The 14890-nt window shown below is 67.2% G+C and carries 15 protein-coding genes; 6 read left to right on the forward strand and 9 right to left on the reverse strand.

The genetic code is table 11. The features are described 5' to 3' along the window. Positions 1–41: 41 nt before the first annotated feature. The 3 genes from lpxD to GBZ48_RS10115 form a co-directional block, all read right to left on the reverse strand. The gene (lpxD, locus tag GBZ48_RS10105) at positions 42–1172 is read right to left on the reverse strand and encodes a UDP-3-O-(3-hydroxymyristoyl)glucosamine N-acyltransferase (protein WP_174470919.1); all 1131 of its coding nucleotides are present in this window, start codon (positions 1170–1172) and stop codon (positions 42–44) included. Between the two features lie 94 nt (positions 1173–1266). Then, entirely contained in the window at positions 1267–1746 is a 480-nt protein-coding gene (locus GBZ48_RS10110; protein WP_174470920.1) for a cupin domain-containing protein, read from the reverse strand. Between the two features lie 114 nt (positions 1747–1860). Continuing rightward, a complete protein-coding gene (locus tag GBZ48_RS10115; RefSeq protein WP_174470921.1) occupies positions 1861–2592 on the reverse strand; it encodes an OmpA family protein in 732 nt (243 codons plus the stop codon). A gap of 53 nt (positions 2593–2645) precedes the next feature. Here GBZ48_RS10115 and GBZ48_RS10120 point away from each other — a divergent pair, with 53 nt between their 5' ends. From GBZ48_RS10120 to GBZ48_RS10130, 3 genes are all read left to right on the forward strand, one after another. Continuing rightward, positions 2646–3683, forward strand: coding sequence for a DctP family TRAP transporter solute-binding subunit (locus GBZ48_RS10120; protein ID WP_174470922.1), 1038 nt, complete (start codon positions 2646–2648; stop codon positions 3681–3683). Positions 3684–3851: 168 nt separating this feature from the next. Next, a complete protein-coding gene (locus GBZ48_RS10125; protein WP_174470923.1) occupies positions 3852–4391 on the forward strand; it encodes a hypothetical protein in 540 nt (179 codons plus the stop codon). Next, positions 4388–4882: a hypothetical protein gene (locus tag GBZ48_RS10130; protein WP_174470924.1), complete on the forward strand. Its 495-nt coding sequence runs from the start codon at positions 4388–4390 to the stop codon at positions 4880–4882. The genes GBZ48_RS10125 and GBZ48_RS10130 overlap by 4 nt, the downstream gene beginning before the upstream one ends. A gap of 89 nt (positions 4883–4971) precedes the next feature. On the opposite strand, the gene acs is transcribed toward GBZ48_RS10130, so the two are convergent. After that, complete coding sequence (gene acs, locus GBZ48_RS10135; RefSeq protein WP_174470925.1) at positions 4972–6912, reverse strand: acetate--CoA ligase; 1941 nt, start codon at positions 6910–6912, stop codon at positions 4972–4974. Positions 6913–7326: 414 nt separating this feature from the next. Here acs and GBZ48_RS10140 point away from each other — a divergent pair, with 414 nt between their 5' ends. Then, entirely contained in the window at positions 7327–7551 is a 225-nt protein-coding gene (locus GBZ48_RS10140; protein ID WP_174470926.1) for a hypothetical protein, read from the forward strand. Positions 7552–7595: 44 nt separating this feature from the next. Here the strand turns inward: GBZ48_RS10140 and GBZ48_RS10145 are convergent, their stop codons facing one another. The 4 genes from GBZ48_RS10145 to GBZ48_RS10160 form a co-directional block, all read right to left on the reverse strand. Then, complete coding sequence (locus GBZ48_RS10145; RefSeq protein WP_174470927.1) at positions 7596–8015, reverse strand: EVE domain-containing protein; 420 nt, start codon at positions 8013–8015, stop codon at positions 7596–7598. A 17-nt stretch (positions 8016–8032) separates the two neighbouring features. After that, positions 8033–8317, reverse strand: a complete 285-nt coding sequence (locus GBZ48_RS10150; RefSeq protein ID WP_174470928.1) for a YciI family protein — start codon at positions 8315–8317, stop codon at positions 8033–8035. A 133-nt stretch (positions 8318–8450) separates the two neighbouring features. Further along, positions 8451–9080 (reverse strand): 3'-5' exonuclease, encoded by a 630-nt coding sequence (locus tag GBZ48_RS10155; RefSeq protein WP_174470929.1) that lies wholly within the window; start codon positions 9078–9080, stop codon positions 8451–8453. Between the two features lie 38 nt (positions 9081–9118). Beyond that, positions 9119–9721, reverse strand: coding sequence for an NUDIX domain-containing protein (locus GBZ48_RS10160; RefSeq protein WP_174470930.1), 603 nt, complete (start codon positions 9719–9721; stop codon positions 9119–9121). A 262-nt stretch (positions 9722–9983) separates the two neighbouring features. On the opposite strand from GBZ48_RS10160, the gene GBZ48_RS10165 reads away from it, so the two are divergent. Then, a complete protein-coding gene (locus tag GBZ48_RS10165) occupies positions 9984–11027 on the forward strand; it encodes a class I SAM-dependent methyltransferase (RefSeq protein ID WP_343049517.1) in 1044 nt (347 codons plus the stop codon). 48 nt (positions 11028–11075) lie between these two features. Here GBZ48_RS10165 and lepB read toward each other — a convergent pair whose 3' ends face one another. Next, the gene (gene lepB / locus GBZ48_RS10170; protein ID WP_174470932.1) at positions 11076–11813 is read right to left on the reverse strand and encodes a signal peptidase I; all 738 of its coding nucleotides are present in this window, start codon (positions 11811–11813) and stop codon (positions 11076–11078) included. A 382-nt stretch (positions 11814–12195) separates the two neighbouring features. Here lepB and acnA point away from each other — a divergent pair, with 382 nt between their 5' ends. Continuing rightward, positions 12196–14886 carry an aconitate hydratase AcnA gene (acnA, locus tag GBZ48_RS10175; RefSeq protein WP_174470933.1) on the forward strand — a complete coding sequence of 897 codons (2691 nt, stop codon included), beginning with the start codon at positions 12196–12198 and terminating at the stop codon, positions 14884–14886. Positions 14887–14890 lie beyond the last annotated feature (4 nt).

Here is a 14890-nt window from a genome sequence, read left to right on the forward strand (position 1 = left end):
GTGGTTGAACGATGAAGGGCGAAGACGGCGGGATCGCCGGTCTATTCCTGCTGCTCCGCCGGCTCCGCCTCGGCCGTCACCGGGCCGCCGTCGATGGCGGTCAGGCGCTTCTTCAGGTCGGAGACGTCGGCGAACAGGCGCTTCAGGCGGGCGAGGCCCTTGTATTGTTCGAAGGCGCGGGCGCGCGGCACGGCGGGATAGCCCATCCACACCGACTTCGGCGGGATATTCATGCCGACACCGGAATTGGCCGCGACCACCGCGTCGCTGCCGATCTTGATGTGGTCAGCGACGCCGACCTTGCCGGCCAGAACCACGCGGTCGCCGATCACCGTGCTGCCGGCGATACCGACATGGCCGCACAGCATGCAGTTGGTGCCGACCTGGACGTTGTGGCCGATCTGGACGAGGTTGTCGATCTTGGTGCCGTTGCCGATGCGGGTGGCCGTCACCGTGCCGCGGTCGATGGTGGCGCCGGCGCCGACCTCGACATCGTCGCCCAGCACGACCGTGCCGATGGAATTCACCCGGCGGATCAGCACGTTGGTGCCGACGACGCGGCCGGTGGTCTTGGCGGATTCGACGCTGCCCGGCTCCGGCGTGACGAAGCTGAAGCCGTCATTGCCGATGGCGGCGTTGGGATGGACGATGCAGCGTGCACCCATCTCCACCCGTTCGCCGATGCGGGCGCCGGGATGCAGCAGGCTGCCCTCGCCGATCACCGCATCGGCCCCGACCGTGACATGCGGCAGGATGACCACTCCGGCGCCGATGCGGGCGCGCGGGCCGACATAGGCGAAGGGGGCGATGGAGGCATCGGGCGCCACCATGGCGTCGGGCGCCACATAGGCCTGCGGCGACACCCCCGGCTCGGCATGGACCGGACGTTCGAAGATGTCGAGCATCCCCGCCATGGCGTAGCGCGGGCGCTTCACCACGATGCGGCCCTTGATGCCCTCCGGCACCTCGACCCCTTCGGCGACGACAGCAGCGACCGCCTTGCTGCCGGGCAGCAGGGCCAGCAGATCCTTGTCCATCGCCAGCGCCAGATCCTCCGGCCCTTCCGCTTCCGACGGATGGACGGCGCGGCGGATCGTGAGGGAGCCGTCGCCTTCGACCGCGGCGCCCAGCGCTTCGGCGATCTCGGTGAGGGTACGGGGGGCCTGGATCATGATGGGACGCACCGGTGTCAGTGTCTTGCACGGGGGCCGTCCGGGCAGACGGCGCGGCGGACCCTAACACGGGCGTCCGGCGGATGGCGAGGTGTCAGAACGCGGTACCGGGCTGCGCATTCGCCGCCGGCCCGCCCTTGGCGCCCCCATTCTCCTTATCGGGCCGCAGCCAGCCCTTCACCCGCGCCTTCATCCGCCGCAGCAGCGGCTGGCGCGCCTGGACCGCATAGTATTTGCGCACCGTCTCCAGGATCTCCCAGGTGCCGGTGAAGCCCATCGGCAGCACCAGCGCGTCGCCGGCCTTGTATTCCCGCGGGGTTCCGCCCTCCGGCGTGATGATCACCCGGCCCGACAGCAGGACGCAGAACTCGTGATAGGGCCAGTCCTTCATCGCGACGAGGCCCGGCGTGCACTGCCACACCCCCGACCGGAAGCGGCTGTAGTCGCCCTCGAAGATGTTGCGGTGAATCTCCAGCGGCTGGCCGGACAGGATGGCGCCGAAGACCGCCGGCTTGCCGACCTCGTCGTCGGCGATGCGGTGGCTGTCGATGGAAACGGGGGTGTGATCCGGCATCGGCTCTCCCGGTCGGGGGTTGGAGGGAGGCGCGCGGCAACGGCCGATAGGCCCGTCGGCGCCCCTGCGCAACACCCCATCCCGCCGAAGGTTCCTGGCGGATCCGAAAAAACTTCAGCCCCCCAGATTGACGATCTCCACCCGCCGGTTGGCCGCCGCCTTCGGCTGGTCGGGCAACAGCAGTTCCCGCGCGCCCATGCCGGACGCCTCCAGCCGGTCGGCGTGGATGCGGTGGCGAGACACCAGATACTCCACCGCCGCCGCCGCCCGCCGCTTGGACAAAGCGAGGTTGGCCGCGTCGCCGCCGACGGCGTCGGTGTGGCCGACGATGCGGAAGCGGGTGGTGCCGGCCGTTCCCATCACCGCCGCCACCTTGTCCAGGATCTCCCGCGATTCCGGCCGGATGACGGCGGAGTTGAAGTCGAACTCCACCCGGAAGGCGGCGCGCAGTTCCGGCGCCTGCATGGCGGTCGGTCCGGGCAGCGGCGGTACCGTCACCGGTCCCGGCCGTTGGCCCGGTGGGGCGACGGAAGGCATGGCCGGCGGCGGAGCGGCCGGCCGCTGCATCGCCACCGGCGGGCAGTTGGGTCCGGTGGTGCCGAGGAGTGCCGCCTGGATTTCGCACTCGCTGGGGTTCGGCCCCATCGGGGTCGCCGGGCCGGGCAGTCCCTGGGCAAGGCCCGCGACGGGCAACGTCACCCAGACGCAAGCGCCGAGCGCCAGGACCAGCCGTTTGGCCGCATTGCGGCTGCGCCGCCTGACCGTAATGCGGCTGCGCCGCATGGCCGCATTGTTCGGACCGCGGACGGTCGCTTCAAATTGCGCGTGGAACAGTCCTGCGTGCATCTGTACGATCCCGGTCCGTATCTTTCGTATAGGGCGCTTGGGAGGAAACAAGCATGAAATCGCTGAAGGCTCTGCTCGCCGGCATCGCGCTGGCCGCTCTGACGGTTCCGGCTCTGGTTGCCGGTGCGGCGAACGCTGCCGACTACAAGGCGGAGTACAAGCTTTCGACCGTTCTGGGCAAGCCCTTCCCCTGGGGTGTCGGCGGCGACCGCTGGGCCGAACTGGTCAAGGAGAAGACCGGCGGCCGCATCAACATCAAGATGTATCCCGGCACCTCGCTGGTGAACGGCGACCAGACCAAGGAGTTCACCGCGCTCCGCCAAGGCACCATCGACATGGCGGTCGGCTCCACCATCAACTGGTCGCCGCAGATAAAGGAACTGAACCTCTTCTCCCTTCCCTTCCTGATGCCCGACCACAAGGCGCTGGATGCCCTGACCCAGGGCGAGGTCGGCAAGAAGCTGTTCGATCTGCTCGCCACCAAGGACGTGATGCCGCTGGCCTGGGGCGAGAACGGCTTCCGCGAGATCTCCAACTCCAAGCACCCGATCCGTACGCCGGCAGACCTGAAGGGGCTGAAGATCCGCGTCGTCGGCTCGCCGCTCTACCTCGACACCTTTACGGCCCTCGGCGCCAACCCGACGCAGATGAGCTGGGCCGACGCGCAGCCGGCCCTGTCGACCGGCGCCGTCGACGGGCAGGAGAACCCGCTGGCGATCTTCGTCGCCGCCAAGCTCGCCACGCTGGGCCAGAAGAACCTGACCCTGTGGGGCTACGTCGCCGATCCGCTGATCTTCGTGGTCAACAAGGAGGTTTGGGCCAGCTGGTCGAAGGAGGATCAGGAGGCCGTGCGCGCCGCCGCCGTCCAGGCCGCGGCCGAAGAGGTCGCGATCTCCCGCAAGGGCATCACCGCCGAGGACGACAGCCTGCTGAAGGAAATCACCGCCCAGGGCGTCGAAGTCGTGCGCCTGACGCCGGACCAGCAGAAGGCCTTCCAGACCGCCACCCAGCCGGTCTTCGACAAGTGGGCCAAGCAGATCGGCCCCGATCTGGTGAAGGCGGCCCAGGCCGCCATCGGCGAGCGGAAATAAGCTTTGGTTCGCTTGGCTGACGGATGCGGCGCCCTGCAGGGCGCCGCTTTTTACGCTCGGATTTTTTAAGCCCTTGAGGCACTTGCTTGTGATGCGTGCCCAGGCGGATTGCGCTACAACTCCCTTGGCAACTCCCTTAGTGCCGAATGGTTTGCGGAGCGGGCGCGTATGACGTCGGAAATGCTGCTGGCGCTGTTCAGCATCGGCGCGACCCTGCTGTTTCTGGTCATCCGCCGCGGGCTGATCCTGCGGACGGATCGGGAAATCCGCCGCTGCGGCGCAGCCCTGACCGCCGAACGCGACGCGCTGGAACTCCAGGCCAACGAGCTGGAGGCCATGCAGGCCGAAATCGAGGCGACGAAGGCAAGACTGGTGGAGCTGTCGACTGACAAGCTGGTCCTCAACCGCCGCAGCGGCAAGCGCACCGCCGCCGCGCGCCGCTTCATCCACGAGATCGGCCGGCATGAGCCGGGGCGCAACCATTTCACCTTCCGCTTGGCGATGGCTCCGGGCTTCACTGCCCGGCCCGATGCCAAGGCGGTGGTCCACCCCGCCATCTGGCGCTTCGGGAACGAGGCGCAGGTCTGGGCCTCCGACTTCGCCGCCGCCCAGATGCTGACCCGCAACATCTTCCACGAGGGCGTGGGCGTTACCGTCTCCAGCGAGGATGCGGACGAAGACGCTGTTGCCGGAGCCTCCGCACCATGAGCCCCGTCTGGCTTCTGGGAGCCGTCACCAGCCTGGTGATCGGCGTGCTGGCCGAGCGCATCCTCGGCATCCGCGCCCGCCGCCAGTCGGAGAAGCTGACCGCACTGAAGGAGCGGCTGGACGTCTACGCCAACTACGCCAAGCTCGCCTCGGTCCGCCGGGTGGAGGCGGAGGAAACCCTGGCCGGCCTGCGCCGCGAGGCGGCGGAGGTCGAGGGCGAGATCCTGTCGCTGCAGTCGGCCGTCACCGACGACGACGCCCTGACACCGATGGAGTTCTATTGCGTCGACCGCGTCGCCCGGTCCAGCGGCCCGCTGTGGTATGTCGCGGTGGAGGCGCTGGACGCCACCGCCCCCTGGACCGGCATCCGCACCTACGCCATCGCCGCGGAAAGCGCGGAAGACGCCCGTAAGCGGATCGTCGAGCGTCACCCCTCCCCCACCGCCTTCACCATCTCCCCCGCCGCCCCGCTGATGCTGCCGGAGCGTTGAGGATGGTCGTGCCGTTGGGGTAAGGATCTGACACGGCAAAGAAAAAAGGGGCGCCCCACCGGAGCGCCCCTTTTGCATGAAACACACCGTCAGGCGTTGTTCATGCGGTTATCGATCAGGTCGGTCACCACGCCCGGATCGGCGAGCGTCGAGGTGTCGCCCAGGCTGTCATGCTCGTTCGCGGCGATCTTCCGCAGGATGCGGCGCATGATCTTGCCGGAGCGAGTCTTCGGCAAGCCGGGAGCCCACTGGATCAGGTCGGGCGAGGCGATCGGACCGATCTCCTTGCGGACCCAGGCGACCAGTTCCTTGCGCAGTTCCTCGGTCGGCGTCTCGCCGGCGTTCAGCGTGACGTAGGCGTAGATGCCCTGGCCCTTCAGGTCGTGCGGATAGCCGACGACCGCGGCCTCGGCGACCTTCGGGTGGGCGACCAGCGCGCTCTCGACCTCGGCGGTGCCCATGCGGTGGCCGGACACGTTGATGACGTCGTCGACGCGGCCGGTGATCCAGTAATAGCCGTCGGCATCGCGGCGGCAGCCGTCACCGGTGAAGTACTTGCCGGCGAAGGTCGAGAAGTAGGTCTGGATGAAGCGCTCGTGGTCGCCGTAGACCGTGCGCATCATGCCGGGCCAGGCATCGGCGATGCAGAGGTTGCCCTCGGTCTCGCCTTCCAGAATCTGGCCTTCGTTGTCGACGACGACCGGCTGGACGCCGAAGAAGGGCTTGGTCGCGGAGCCCGGCTTCTGGCCGATGGCGCCGACCAGCGGGCTGATCAGGATGCCGCCGGTCTCCGTCTGCCACCAGGTGTCGACGATCGGGCAGCGGGCGTCGCCGACCACATTATAGTACCACAGCCACGCTTCCGGATTGATCGGCTCGCCGACCGAACCCAGCACCCGCAAGCTTGCGCGCGAGGTCTTCTTCACCGGGCCTTCGCCTTCGCGCATCAGCGAGCGGATGGCGGTCGGGGCGGTGTAGAAGATGTTGACCTTGTGCTTGTCGATCACCTGCCAGAAGCGCGAGACGTCCGGGTAGGTCGGGATGCCTTCGAACATCAGCGTGGTGGCGCCGTTGGCGAGCGGGCCATAGACGATGTAGCTGTGGCCGGTGACCCAGCCCACGTCGGCCGTGCACCAGTAGACCTCGCCGTCCTTGTAGTCGAAGACATACTGGTGGGTCATCGACGCATAGACGAGATAGCCGCCGGTGGTGTGCAGCACGCCCTTCGGCTTGCCGGTCGAGCCGGAGGTGTAGAGGATGAACAGCGGATCCTCGGCGTTCATCTCTTCCGGCGGGCAGTCGGCGGAGACGCTCTCCATCTCCTCGTGGTACCAGAGGTCGCGGCCCTCGGTCCAGGCGACGGTGCCGCCGGTGTGCTTGACCACCAGCACATGCTTGACCGTCGGCGCGCCGGCCACCGCCTTGTCGGCGTTGGCCTTCAGCGGCACCTTGCGGCCGCCGCGCAGACCCTCGTCGGAGGTGATGACGAAATGGCTGTCGCAGTCGACGATGCGGTCCTTCAGGCTGTCGGGCGAGAAGCCGCCGAAGACGATGGAGTGGATGGCGCCGATGCGGGTGCAGGCCAGCATCGCATAGGCGGCCTCCGGGATCATCGGCAGATAGATGGTGACGCGGTCGCCCTTCTTGACGCCGTTCTTCTTCAGCACGTTGGCGAGGCGGCAGACCTTCTCGTGCAGTTCCTTGTAGGTGATGGCCTTGGAAACGCCGGGGTCGTCGCCTTCGAACAGGATCGCGGTCTGGTCGCCGCGGGTCGCCAGATGGCGGTCGATGCAGTTGGCCGACACGTTCAGCGTGCCGTCGTAGAACCAGCGGATATGGACGTCGTCGTTGAAGTTGACGTCCTTCACCTTGCTGTAGGGCTGGATCCAGTCGAGCCGCTTGCCCTGCTCGCCCCAAAACGCCTCGGGGTCCTTGACCGACTGCTCGTACATGCGGGCGTAGGCTTCCGCATTCACGTGGGCGGCGGCCGCGATCTCGGGCTTCACCGGAAAGAAGCTGTTGTCGGTCATGAGTGCGATTCCCCCGTGGTGCTTCCGAATTGGCCGGAAGATGATTGGAGGGCGGCGGGCCGCCGCCCGGAATTGAGCGGCATTATCCACACAAGTTGCGGGACGAACAAGCAAATCGGCCCCCGCAGGCCCCCCGACCAAAGGAGGATTGTGTCGCTGATTTTGCAGCGCGAGACTGTTTCTTCTCCAAGCATACCGAGGCATGCCAATGCGTCTGTGACCGCGCCGCCAACCGGGTTGGAAGGGCAGCGGTCCGGCTCCGCGACCATCCGCCGCGCCGCGGTGCAGCATGCGGGGCAGCGTGCGGGGATGTCCGTCCTGTAACGGACGATCCCTTGCTTAACCCGACCTTAACCCGCCGGCAGCTATAGAGTTGCTGCATTACGGTAACGATCAGCGGCGGCAAGGATCGCGATGCCCAGCACCACGAACGCGGACGATCTTCCGAAAGCCGGCGACCGCAGCGACCGTCTCGCCGGAATGGCCGACCGCACCAGCCTGATGGCCATCGACGCCACGCTGCGCACGCTCGGCGGCCCCCTCGGCGCCGTCTCGGCCGCCGGCATGGCGGACATCGCCCGCCGCATGCTGCAGGCGACCAACGACTTCCACGCGGCAATGCAGGAAGCGGCGGAGTAGGGTTTTCAGTGAAGAGCGGGGCCGCTTTCGCCCCGCTCGGCCCCTCAGGCCGGCACGCCGACTCCCGCCAGATCGCACACCCGCGCCCACTCCCCGTCGGTGACCGGGCAGACCGACAGCCGCGACTGACGCACCAGCGCCATCGACTGAAGTTGCGGATCGGCCTTGATCTGCTTCAGCGTGACGGGAGTCTTCACCGGCATCACCGGGGCCACGTCGACCATGCCGAAGCGGCCGGACTCGTCGCTGGGATCCGGGTAATAGGTGCGGACGATCTCGACGATGCCGACGATCTCCAGCCCTTCGTTGGAGTGATAGAAGAAGGCGCGGTCGCCCACCTCCATCGCTTTCAGATTGTTGGACGCCTGGTAATTGCGCACCCCGTCCCAATGGGTCCGGCCATCGGCGACCATGCGGTCCCAGGAATATTTGAACGGCTCGGATTTCACCAGCCAGTAGGCCATCGCCAGCGCTCTCCCGCTCAGGCCTTGGGGTAGACGCGGCGCCAGGGCCGGATCGTCACGCTGTCGAACAGGCCGGCCTTGGCATAGGGGTCGCCGTCGGCGAAGGCCTGCGCGTCGGCGGCATCGGCGCACTCGACGATCAGCAGGCTGCCGACCATGCCGCTCTGGTCGTCCGACAGCAGCGGGCCGGCGGCGAAGATGCGGGCGGCATTGGCTTCCAGATAGGCCAGATGCTCGGTACGGTTGGCGGCGCGGACATCGGCGGCACCCGCCTTGTCGACGCAATGGAACATGAACAGCATGCGGTTCGCTCCTTCACACGGTGGAGCGGGAGCCTAGATCGGATCGCGAAAAATCGGAATCGATTTGAAGCGCAAAGCCGATCGCAAAAATTTGAACGCAGGGAACGATGATGGGAAGGCGTCGGCTGACGCGTCAGGCCACCACGCGCGGGCGGCGCGGCGACGCCTTGCCGCCCTTGCAGGGGGAATTGCCGCCGGGGGAGATGCAGCCCAGTCGAATGCCGGTGCGCTCGACCTCGCCGAAGCCGCCCAGCCCCATCTCCAGCGCCGCGGCCAGAGCGATGCGGCCGCAGGCCTCGGCGTCGCTGCCGGCATGATGGTGGTGGAGCGCGATCCCCAGGAAATCGGCCAGATGGTTCAGCCGGTGTCCGGTCAGGGCCGGCCAGGCCCGGCGCGCCATCATGACGGTGCAAAGATAGTCGCAGGCCGGCAGGTCCAAGCCATAGTCGGTCAGGGTATGGCGCAGCACGCTGACGTCGAAGGCGGCGTTGTGGGCCAGGATCAGCCGGCCCTGCACCCGCTCCCGCAAGGCCGCCCACACCTCCGGGAATTCGGGCGCGTCGGCCACGTCCTCTTCCCGGATGCCGTGGATGGCACTGTTGAAGGGGTTGAAACGCGGCTCGCGCGGGCGGATCAGATGCTCTTCCGTCCCGGTCACGCGGCCGTTCTCGATCCAGGCGACGCCGATGGAGCAGGCGCTGGTGCGGGTCTCGTTGGCGGTCTCGAAATCGATGGCGACGGCGTGGCCGGAAATGACGGTCATGGGGGTCCGAATTGGTGGCGGATCGAATGGCTGACAGGTCAGGCGCGGAGACTGCGGGCGAGATCCTCGGGCAGCGCGCCTTCCGCCGCCAGCACCCGCAGCTTCAGCAGGCTGGCCACCGCCATGGCGTCGGTGATGGCACCGGACAACACCATGTCGATCACCTCGGCGAAGGGCACGCGGCGCACCGCCAGCACCTCGGTCTCGTCGGGCGCGGACTCGCCCTGCTCCATATCCCAGGCGACGAAGGTGTGGGCCACCTCGTCGGTGATGCAGTTGGACAGGTGCAGCGTCATCAGCGGCATCCAGCGCCGCGCCGTCAGGCCGGTTTCCTCGCGCAGCTCGCGTGCGGCGGATTCCTGCGGTTCGACGCCCTTGCGCCCGCCGCCCTCGGGAATTTCCCAGCTGTATTGCTTCAAGGGGAAGCGGTACTGGCCGACCAGGGTCACCGTGCCGTCGGCATGGACCGGCACCACGCCGGTGGCAAGACTGCGGGGATGGACGACGCCGTAGATGCCCGGAGAGCCCTTCGGGGTCAGAACCTTGTGTTCGACCACCTCCATCCAGGCATTCTCGTATTTCGTCGTGCTGGTCAGCACGGTCCAGGGATTGCCGGTGGACTCACCGGTTTCGATCGGCACGCGAAGCCCCCTTCGTCGGTTGCGACGGGAGTATAGGGAGGCGTCCCGGCTGCCGCAATGCCCGCACAGAGCGGGCGGACAGACAAAAACCGGTAAAATTTTCCGACAATTGGCGAAAACGAAGTCGAAATCGTTAAATAATGGTTTCTTGACAGACAAATCAGGCCAACCTACTTCTAAATCACGGCGCCGAATGTCGTGACTATACCCAAAAGTGGTAGGTTGGTGATCCGCCGCTTGACCTGGAAAGGGCAGATGCGTGGTGCCGCAGATCAGTCCGCAGGATTTGGAGCGGTGGCGTAACCCCGACTGGCGCATCCGTTTGGCTGCGTGGTGGGAAGGTTACGACCTGTCCCGCCTGCCCCGCATTTCGAACCGGGCCGACCCACGCGCTCCGGCGGGCCGTCGGCAGCCCGGCCCGGTCGATGCGGTCGGCAGCGCCACATCTCCAGCGCCGTCGGGTGCAAGCGTGCCGCCGGCCCCGCCCACCGACAACCCGGAACTGGACCGGCTGGCGTTGATGCAACTCGACCGTCACGGCGAACCGGTCTGGTCGCCGGCGCGCAGCGAGGGGGCGCAGCTTCTGTGGGGTCAGGACATGACCGGGCCGGAGGAGGCGGCGTGGATGGTCGATTCCGTCCGATCCTTCGGGCTGAACCCGGCCAAGAGCGTGCTGGACCTGTCGGCCGGCCTGGGCGGCACCGCCCGCGCGCTGGTGCAAAGCTGCGACACCTGGGTAACCGGGCTGGAGCCGTCGCCGCTGCTGGCGAAGCTGGCGATGGACCGGTCGAAGGCGCTGGACCTGTCGAAGAAGGCACCCATCGCCCATTACGACCCGGAGCATTTCAACCAGGCCGGCAGCTTCGACCTCGTGATGGCCGACCGCATCCTCCACCGCGTGCGCGACAAGGACCTGTTCCTCGACCGGCTCGGCGACTGCGTGAAACCCAGGGGCGGTATCGCCCTGTACGACTATGTGATCGACGGCACCCCCGGCTCCTGGGACAGCTGGAACGGCTGGCGGGAGGAGGAGCCGATGGAGGTCTATCCCTGGACCGCCACCCGCATGGCCGACGAACTGACCCAGCGCAACCTCGACCTCCGCATTTCGGAGGATCTGACCCAGCTGCACCGCCGCCACATCATCGACCGCGTGCGCAAGCTGGCCGACACGTTGGCTGCCGCCGTGCCGCCGGCTCCGGTGCTGGCCGCGCTGAAGCGCGAACTGGCGCTGTGGTGGGCACGGTTGCGGGTGCTGGGCAGCGGCCTGCGCTTCGTCCGTTATGTGGCGATGAAACCCACCTGACGAAGCCCGCCCGACAGGATGGTATGAGGGTCGCCGCAGGGTAGCGGATCAGCGGATCAGCCCGATGCGGTCGAGCCGCAGGGCCGCCGGCCAGCGGGTCGGTTCGTCCAGCGCGGTCGGATCGACGGAGAAATGCCGCAGGTCGGCTCGGCCGACGAGGTTTTCGGCAGGAACGAACCCGACGCCGCCGGCCGTTGCCGCAACCCGGCTGTCCAGCGAATTGCTGCGGTTGTCACCCAACATGAAGTAATGGCCATCCGGCACCCGAAGCGACGGGGTATCGTCCAGGCCGTCGCGCCCGGCCACATGCAGGACCCGGTGCGTCGGACCACCCGGCAGATGCTCCACATATTGCGGGATGGTCCGGCGGGCCCCGTCGGCTCCCGTCTCGACGAAATCCTCCAGGCGCTCCAGCACCGCCGGCTGGCCGTTCACATGCAGAATGCCGTCCCGCATCTGCACCACGTCACCCGGCAGCCCGACGAGCCGCTTCACATAGACCTGCTCCGGGTCGCGCGGCAGACGGAAGACGACGATGTCACCACGCTCCGGCGCATGGCCCAGCACCCGCCCGGCGATGGGAAGCGCGTCGAGCGGGAAGGAATAGCGGCTGTATCCGTAGGGGAACTTGCTGGCGAACAGGAAATCGCCGACTTCCAGCGTCGGCTCCATCGATCCCGACGGGACGTGGAAGGGCTGCGCCACCACCGAGCGGGCTCCCAGCGCCACCAGCCCCGCAACCGTGACCGTACGGACCATCTCCCAAAGACCGCCTTTTTCCGCCATCCCCCGCCTCCGCGCCAGAGCCCACCGGCGGCAGGTTAATCGGACCAGCCCCTCGCTGAAAGCCATATGCAATTCCGGACGGCATAAAACTTTGTAATGTATGGACCACCGCACCGTAATCGTTTCCAGTATCCAGGCGCATGCCAAGTCCTGCCCATTGGATTGGACTTTGTCCTCGTCTTGCAACGGGGGTCATCCGGCGCGTTGATAGACCGGCCTCGCGCCCTACATCTTGGCTGTATGGCCCGTCCTGTCCGGCGGCCTTCCAGTCCATCCGACGAAAAGCATCTTCCCCAGGCATCCGCTCCGGTGCCCGCCCGAACCAAAAGCCACGATCCGGACTGCCGGGTCCAAAAGCCACAGAAGCCAAGGAGTCTTTCCCGTGACCACCTTCACCGGTCAAGATTCGCTCAAGACCCGCCGCTCGCTCAACGCGGGTGGCAAGAGCTACGACTATTTCAGCCTGAAGGCCGCCGAGGAGGCGGGTCTCGGCGATCTGTCGCGGCTGCCATTCTCGATGAAGGTGCTGCTGGAAAACCTGCTGCGGTTCGAGGATGGGCGCACCGTCTCCGTCGACGACGTGAAGGCGGTGGCCCAATGGCTGGTCGACAAGCGGTCCGACCGTGAAATCGCCTATCGCCCGGCCCGCGTGCTGATGCAGGACTTCACCGGCGTGCCGGCGGTCTGCGATCTGGCGGCGATGCGGGAAGCGATGGCGTCGCTGGGCGGCGACCCGACGAAGATCAACCCGCTGGTGCCGGTCGATCTGGTCATCGATCATTCGGTGATGGTCGATTATTTCGGTGGTGCCGACGCCTTCCAGAAGAACGTCGATCTGGAGTTCGAGCGCAACCTGGAACGCTACGCCTTCCTGCGCTGGGGCCAGAAGGCTTTCGACAATTTCCGCGTGGTGCCGCCGGGCACCGGCATCTGCCATCAGGTCAACACCGAGTATCTCGCGCAGGTGGTGTGGACCGACGGCGACCCGTCGGGCAAGCCGGTGGCCTATCCCGACACGCTGGTCGGCACCGATAGCCACACCACCATGGTCAACGGCCTGTCGGTGCTGGGCTGGGGCGTCGGCGGCATCGAGGCGGAGGCCGCGATGCTGGGCCAGCCGATCTCCATGCTGATCCCGGAGGTCGTCGGCTTCAAGCTGACCGGCCGGCTGAAGGAGGGCACCACCGCCACCGATCTGGTGCTGACCGTCACCCAGATGCTGCGCAAGAAGGGCGTGGTCGGCAAGTTCGTCGAATTTTTCGGGCCGGGGCTGGACAGCATGACGCTGCCCGACCGCGCCACCATCGGCAACATGGCGCCGGAATATGGTGCTACCTGCGGCATCTTCCCCATCGACGCCGAGACCATCCGCTACCTGGCCTTCACCGGCCGCGACCCCGACCGCGTGGCGCTGGTCGAGGCCTATGCCAAAGCCCAGGGCATGTGGCGCGAGCCGAACAGCCCCGACCCGGTCTTCACCGACGTGCTGGAACTGGACATGGGCACGGTGGAGCCGTCGCTGGCCGGTCCGAAGCGCCCGCAGGACCGCGTGCCGCTGTCGGCGGTGGCGCAGGGCTTCGCCAAGGACATGACCGAGGCCTACAAGGCCGACGATCCCAAGAAGGCGGTTCCGGTGAAGGGCACCGACTACAGCCTGGAACAGGGTGCTGTCGTCATCGCCGCCATCACGTCGTGCACCAACACCTCCAACCCGGCGGTGCTGATCGCCGCCGGCCTCTTGGCCAAGAAGGCGGTGGAAAAAGGACTGACGCAGAAGCCGTGGGTCAAGACCTCGCTGGCGCCGGGCTCCCAGGTGGTCACCGACTATCTGGCCAAGGCCGGGTTGCAGCCCTACCTCGACCGCATCGGCTTCAACATCGTCGGCTACGGCTGCACCACCTGCATCGGCAATTCCGGCCCGCTGCCCGACGCCATCGCCGCGGCGGTGGAGGAAGGCAACCTCGTGGTCGGCGCGGTGCTGTCGGGCAACCGCAACTTCGAGGGCCGCGTCAACCCGCATACCCGCGCCAACTATCTGGCCTCGCCGCCGCTGTGCGTCGCCTATGCGCTGGCCGGCAACCTGAACATCGACCTGACCACCGACCCCCTCGGCACCGGCAGCGACGGCCAGCCGGTCTATCTGAAGGACGTCTGGCCGAGCAACCGCGAGGTGCAGGATGCCATCGACGCCTCGCTGACCGCCGAGATGTTCCGCAGCCGCTACTCCGACGTGTTCAAGGGTCCGGAACAGTGGCAGGCCATCGCCACGGCGGAGGGACAGACCTACCAGTGGCAGGACGGCTCCACCTATGTGAAGCTGCCGCCCTTCTTCACCGGCCTGACCAAGACGCCGGACCCGGTGTCGGACGTGCGCGGCGCGCGGGCATTGGCGGTGCTGGGCGATTCCATCACCACCGACCACATCTCCCCCGCCGGCTCGATCAAGAGGACCAGCCCGGCCGGCGAGTATCTGCTGAGCTATCAGGTCCGTCCGCAGGACTTCAACAGCTACGGCGCCCGCCGCGGCAACCATGAAGTCATGATGCGCGGCACCTTCGCCAACATCCGCATCCGCAACGAGCTGATCCCCGGCGTCGAAGGCGGCGAGACCAAGCATTATCCGTCGGGCGAACGGCTGCCGATCTACACCGCCGCCATGCGCTACGCCGACGAAGGCGTGCCGCTGGTGGTGGTCGCCGGCAAGGAATACGGCACCGGGTCCAGCCGCGACTGGGCGGCGAAGGGCACCCGCCTGCTCGGCATCCGCGCGGTGATCGCCGAGAGCTTCGAGCGCATCCACCGCTCCAACCTCGTCGGGATGGGCATCCTGCCCTTGCAGTTCAAGGATGGCACCACCCGCGCCGACCTGAAGCTGGACGGGTCGGAGCAGTTCGACATCGCCGGCATCGAGCAGGATCTGCGCCCGCGCAAGGACGTCACCCTGACCCTGACCCGCGCCGACGGCACGGTGGAGACCTACCCACTGCTGCTGCGCATCGATACGCTGGACGAGGTGGAGTATTACCGGAACGGCGGCGTGCTGAACTTCGTGCTGCGCAATCTGGCGAAGTAAGGCT

Origin of the sequence: Azospirillum melinis (assembly GCF_013340935.1) — a bacterium.
GTDB classification, from domain to species: Bacteria; Pseudomonadota; Alphaproteobacteria; order Azospirillales; family Azospirillaceae; genus Azospirillum; species Azospirillum melinis.

What these genes read in the sequence shown, in the direction of transcription:
- lepB (WP_174470932.1), bottom strand. Translation starts at nt 11,813, where the DNA reads ATGGCGGAAAAAGGCGGTCTTTGGGAGATGGTCCGTACGGTCACGGTT.
- GBZ48_RS10145 (WP_174470927.1), bottom strand. Translation starts at nt 8,015, where the DNA reads ATGGCCTACTGGCTGGTGAAATCCGAGCCGTTCAAATATTCCTGGGAC.
- GBZ48_RS10120 (WP_174470922.1), top strand. Translation starts at nt 2,646, where the DNA reads ATGAAATCGCTGAAGGCTCTGCTCGCCGGCATCGCGCTGGCCGCTCTG.
- GBZ48_RS10130 (WP_174470924.1), top strand. Translation starts at nt 4,388, where the DNA reads ATGAGCCCCGTCTGGCTTCTGGGAGCCGTCACCAGCCTGGTGATCGGC.
- GBZ48_RS10155 (WP_174470929.1), bottom strand. Translation starts at nt 9,080, where the DNA reads ATGACCGTCATTTCCGGCCACGCCGTCGCCATCGATTTCGAGACCGCC.
- acs (WP_174470925.1), bottom strand. Translation starts at nt 6,912, where the DNA reads ATGACCGACAACAGCTTCTTTCCGGTGAAGCCCGAGATCGCGGCCGCC.
- GBZ48_RS10150 (WP_174470928.1), bottom strand. Translation starts at nt 8,317, where the DNA reads ATGCTGTTCATGTTCCATTGCGTCGACAAGGCGGGTGCCGCCGATGTC.
- GBZ48_RS10125 (WP_174470923.1), top strand. Translation starts at nt 3,852, where the DNA reads ATGACGTCGGAAATGCTGCTGGCGCTGTTCAGCATCGGCGCGACCCTG.
- GBZ48_RS10115 (WP_174470921.1), bottom strand. Translation starts at nt 2,592, where the DNA reads ATGCACGCAGGACTGTTCCACGCGCAATTTGAAGCGACCGTCCGCGGT.
- GBZ48_RS10140 (WP_174470926.1), top strand. Translation starts at nt 7,327, where the DNA reads ATGCCCAGCACCACGAACGCGGACGATCTTCCGAAAGCCGGCGACCGC.
- GBZ48_RS10110 (WP_174470920.1), bottom strand. Translation starts at nt 1,746, where the DNA reads ATGCCGGATCACACCCCCGTTTCCATCGACAGCCACCGCATCGCCGAC.
- lpxD (WP_174470919.1), bottom strand. Translation starts at nt 1,172, where the DNA reads ATGATCCAGGCCCCCCGTACCCTCACCGAGATCGCCGAAGCGCTGGGC.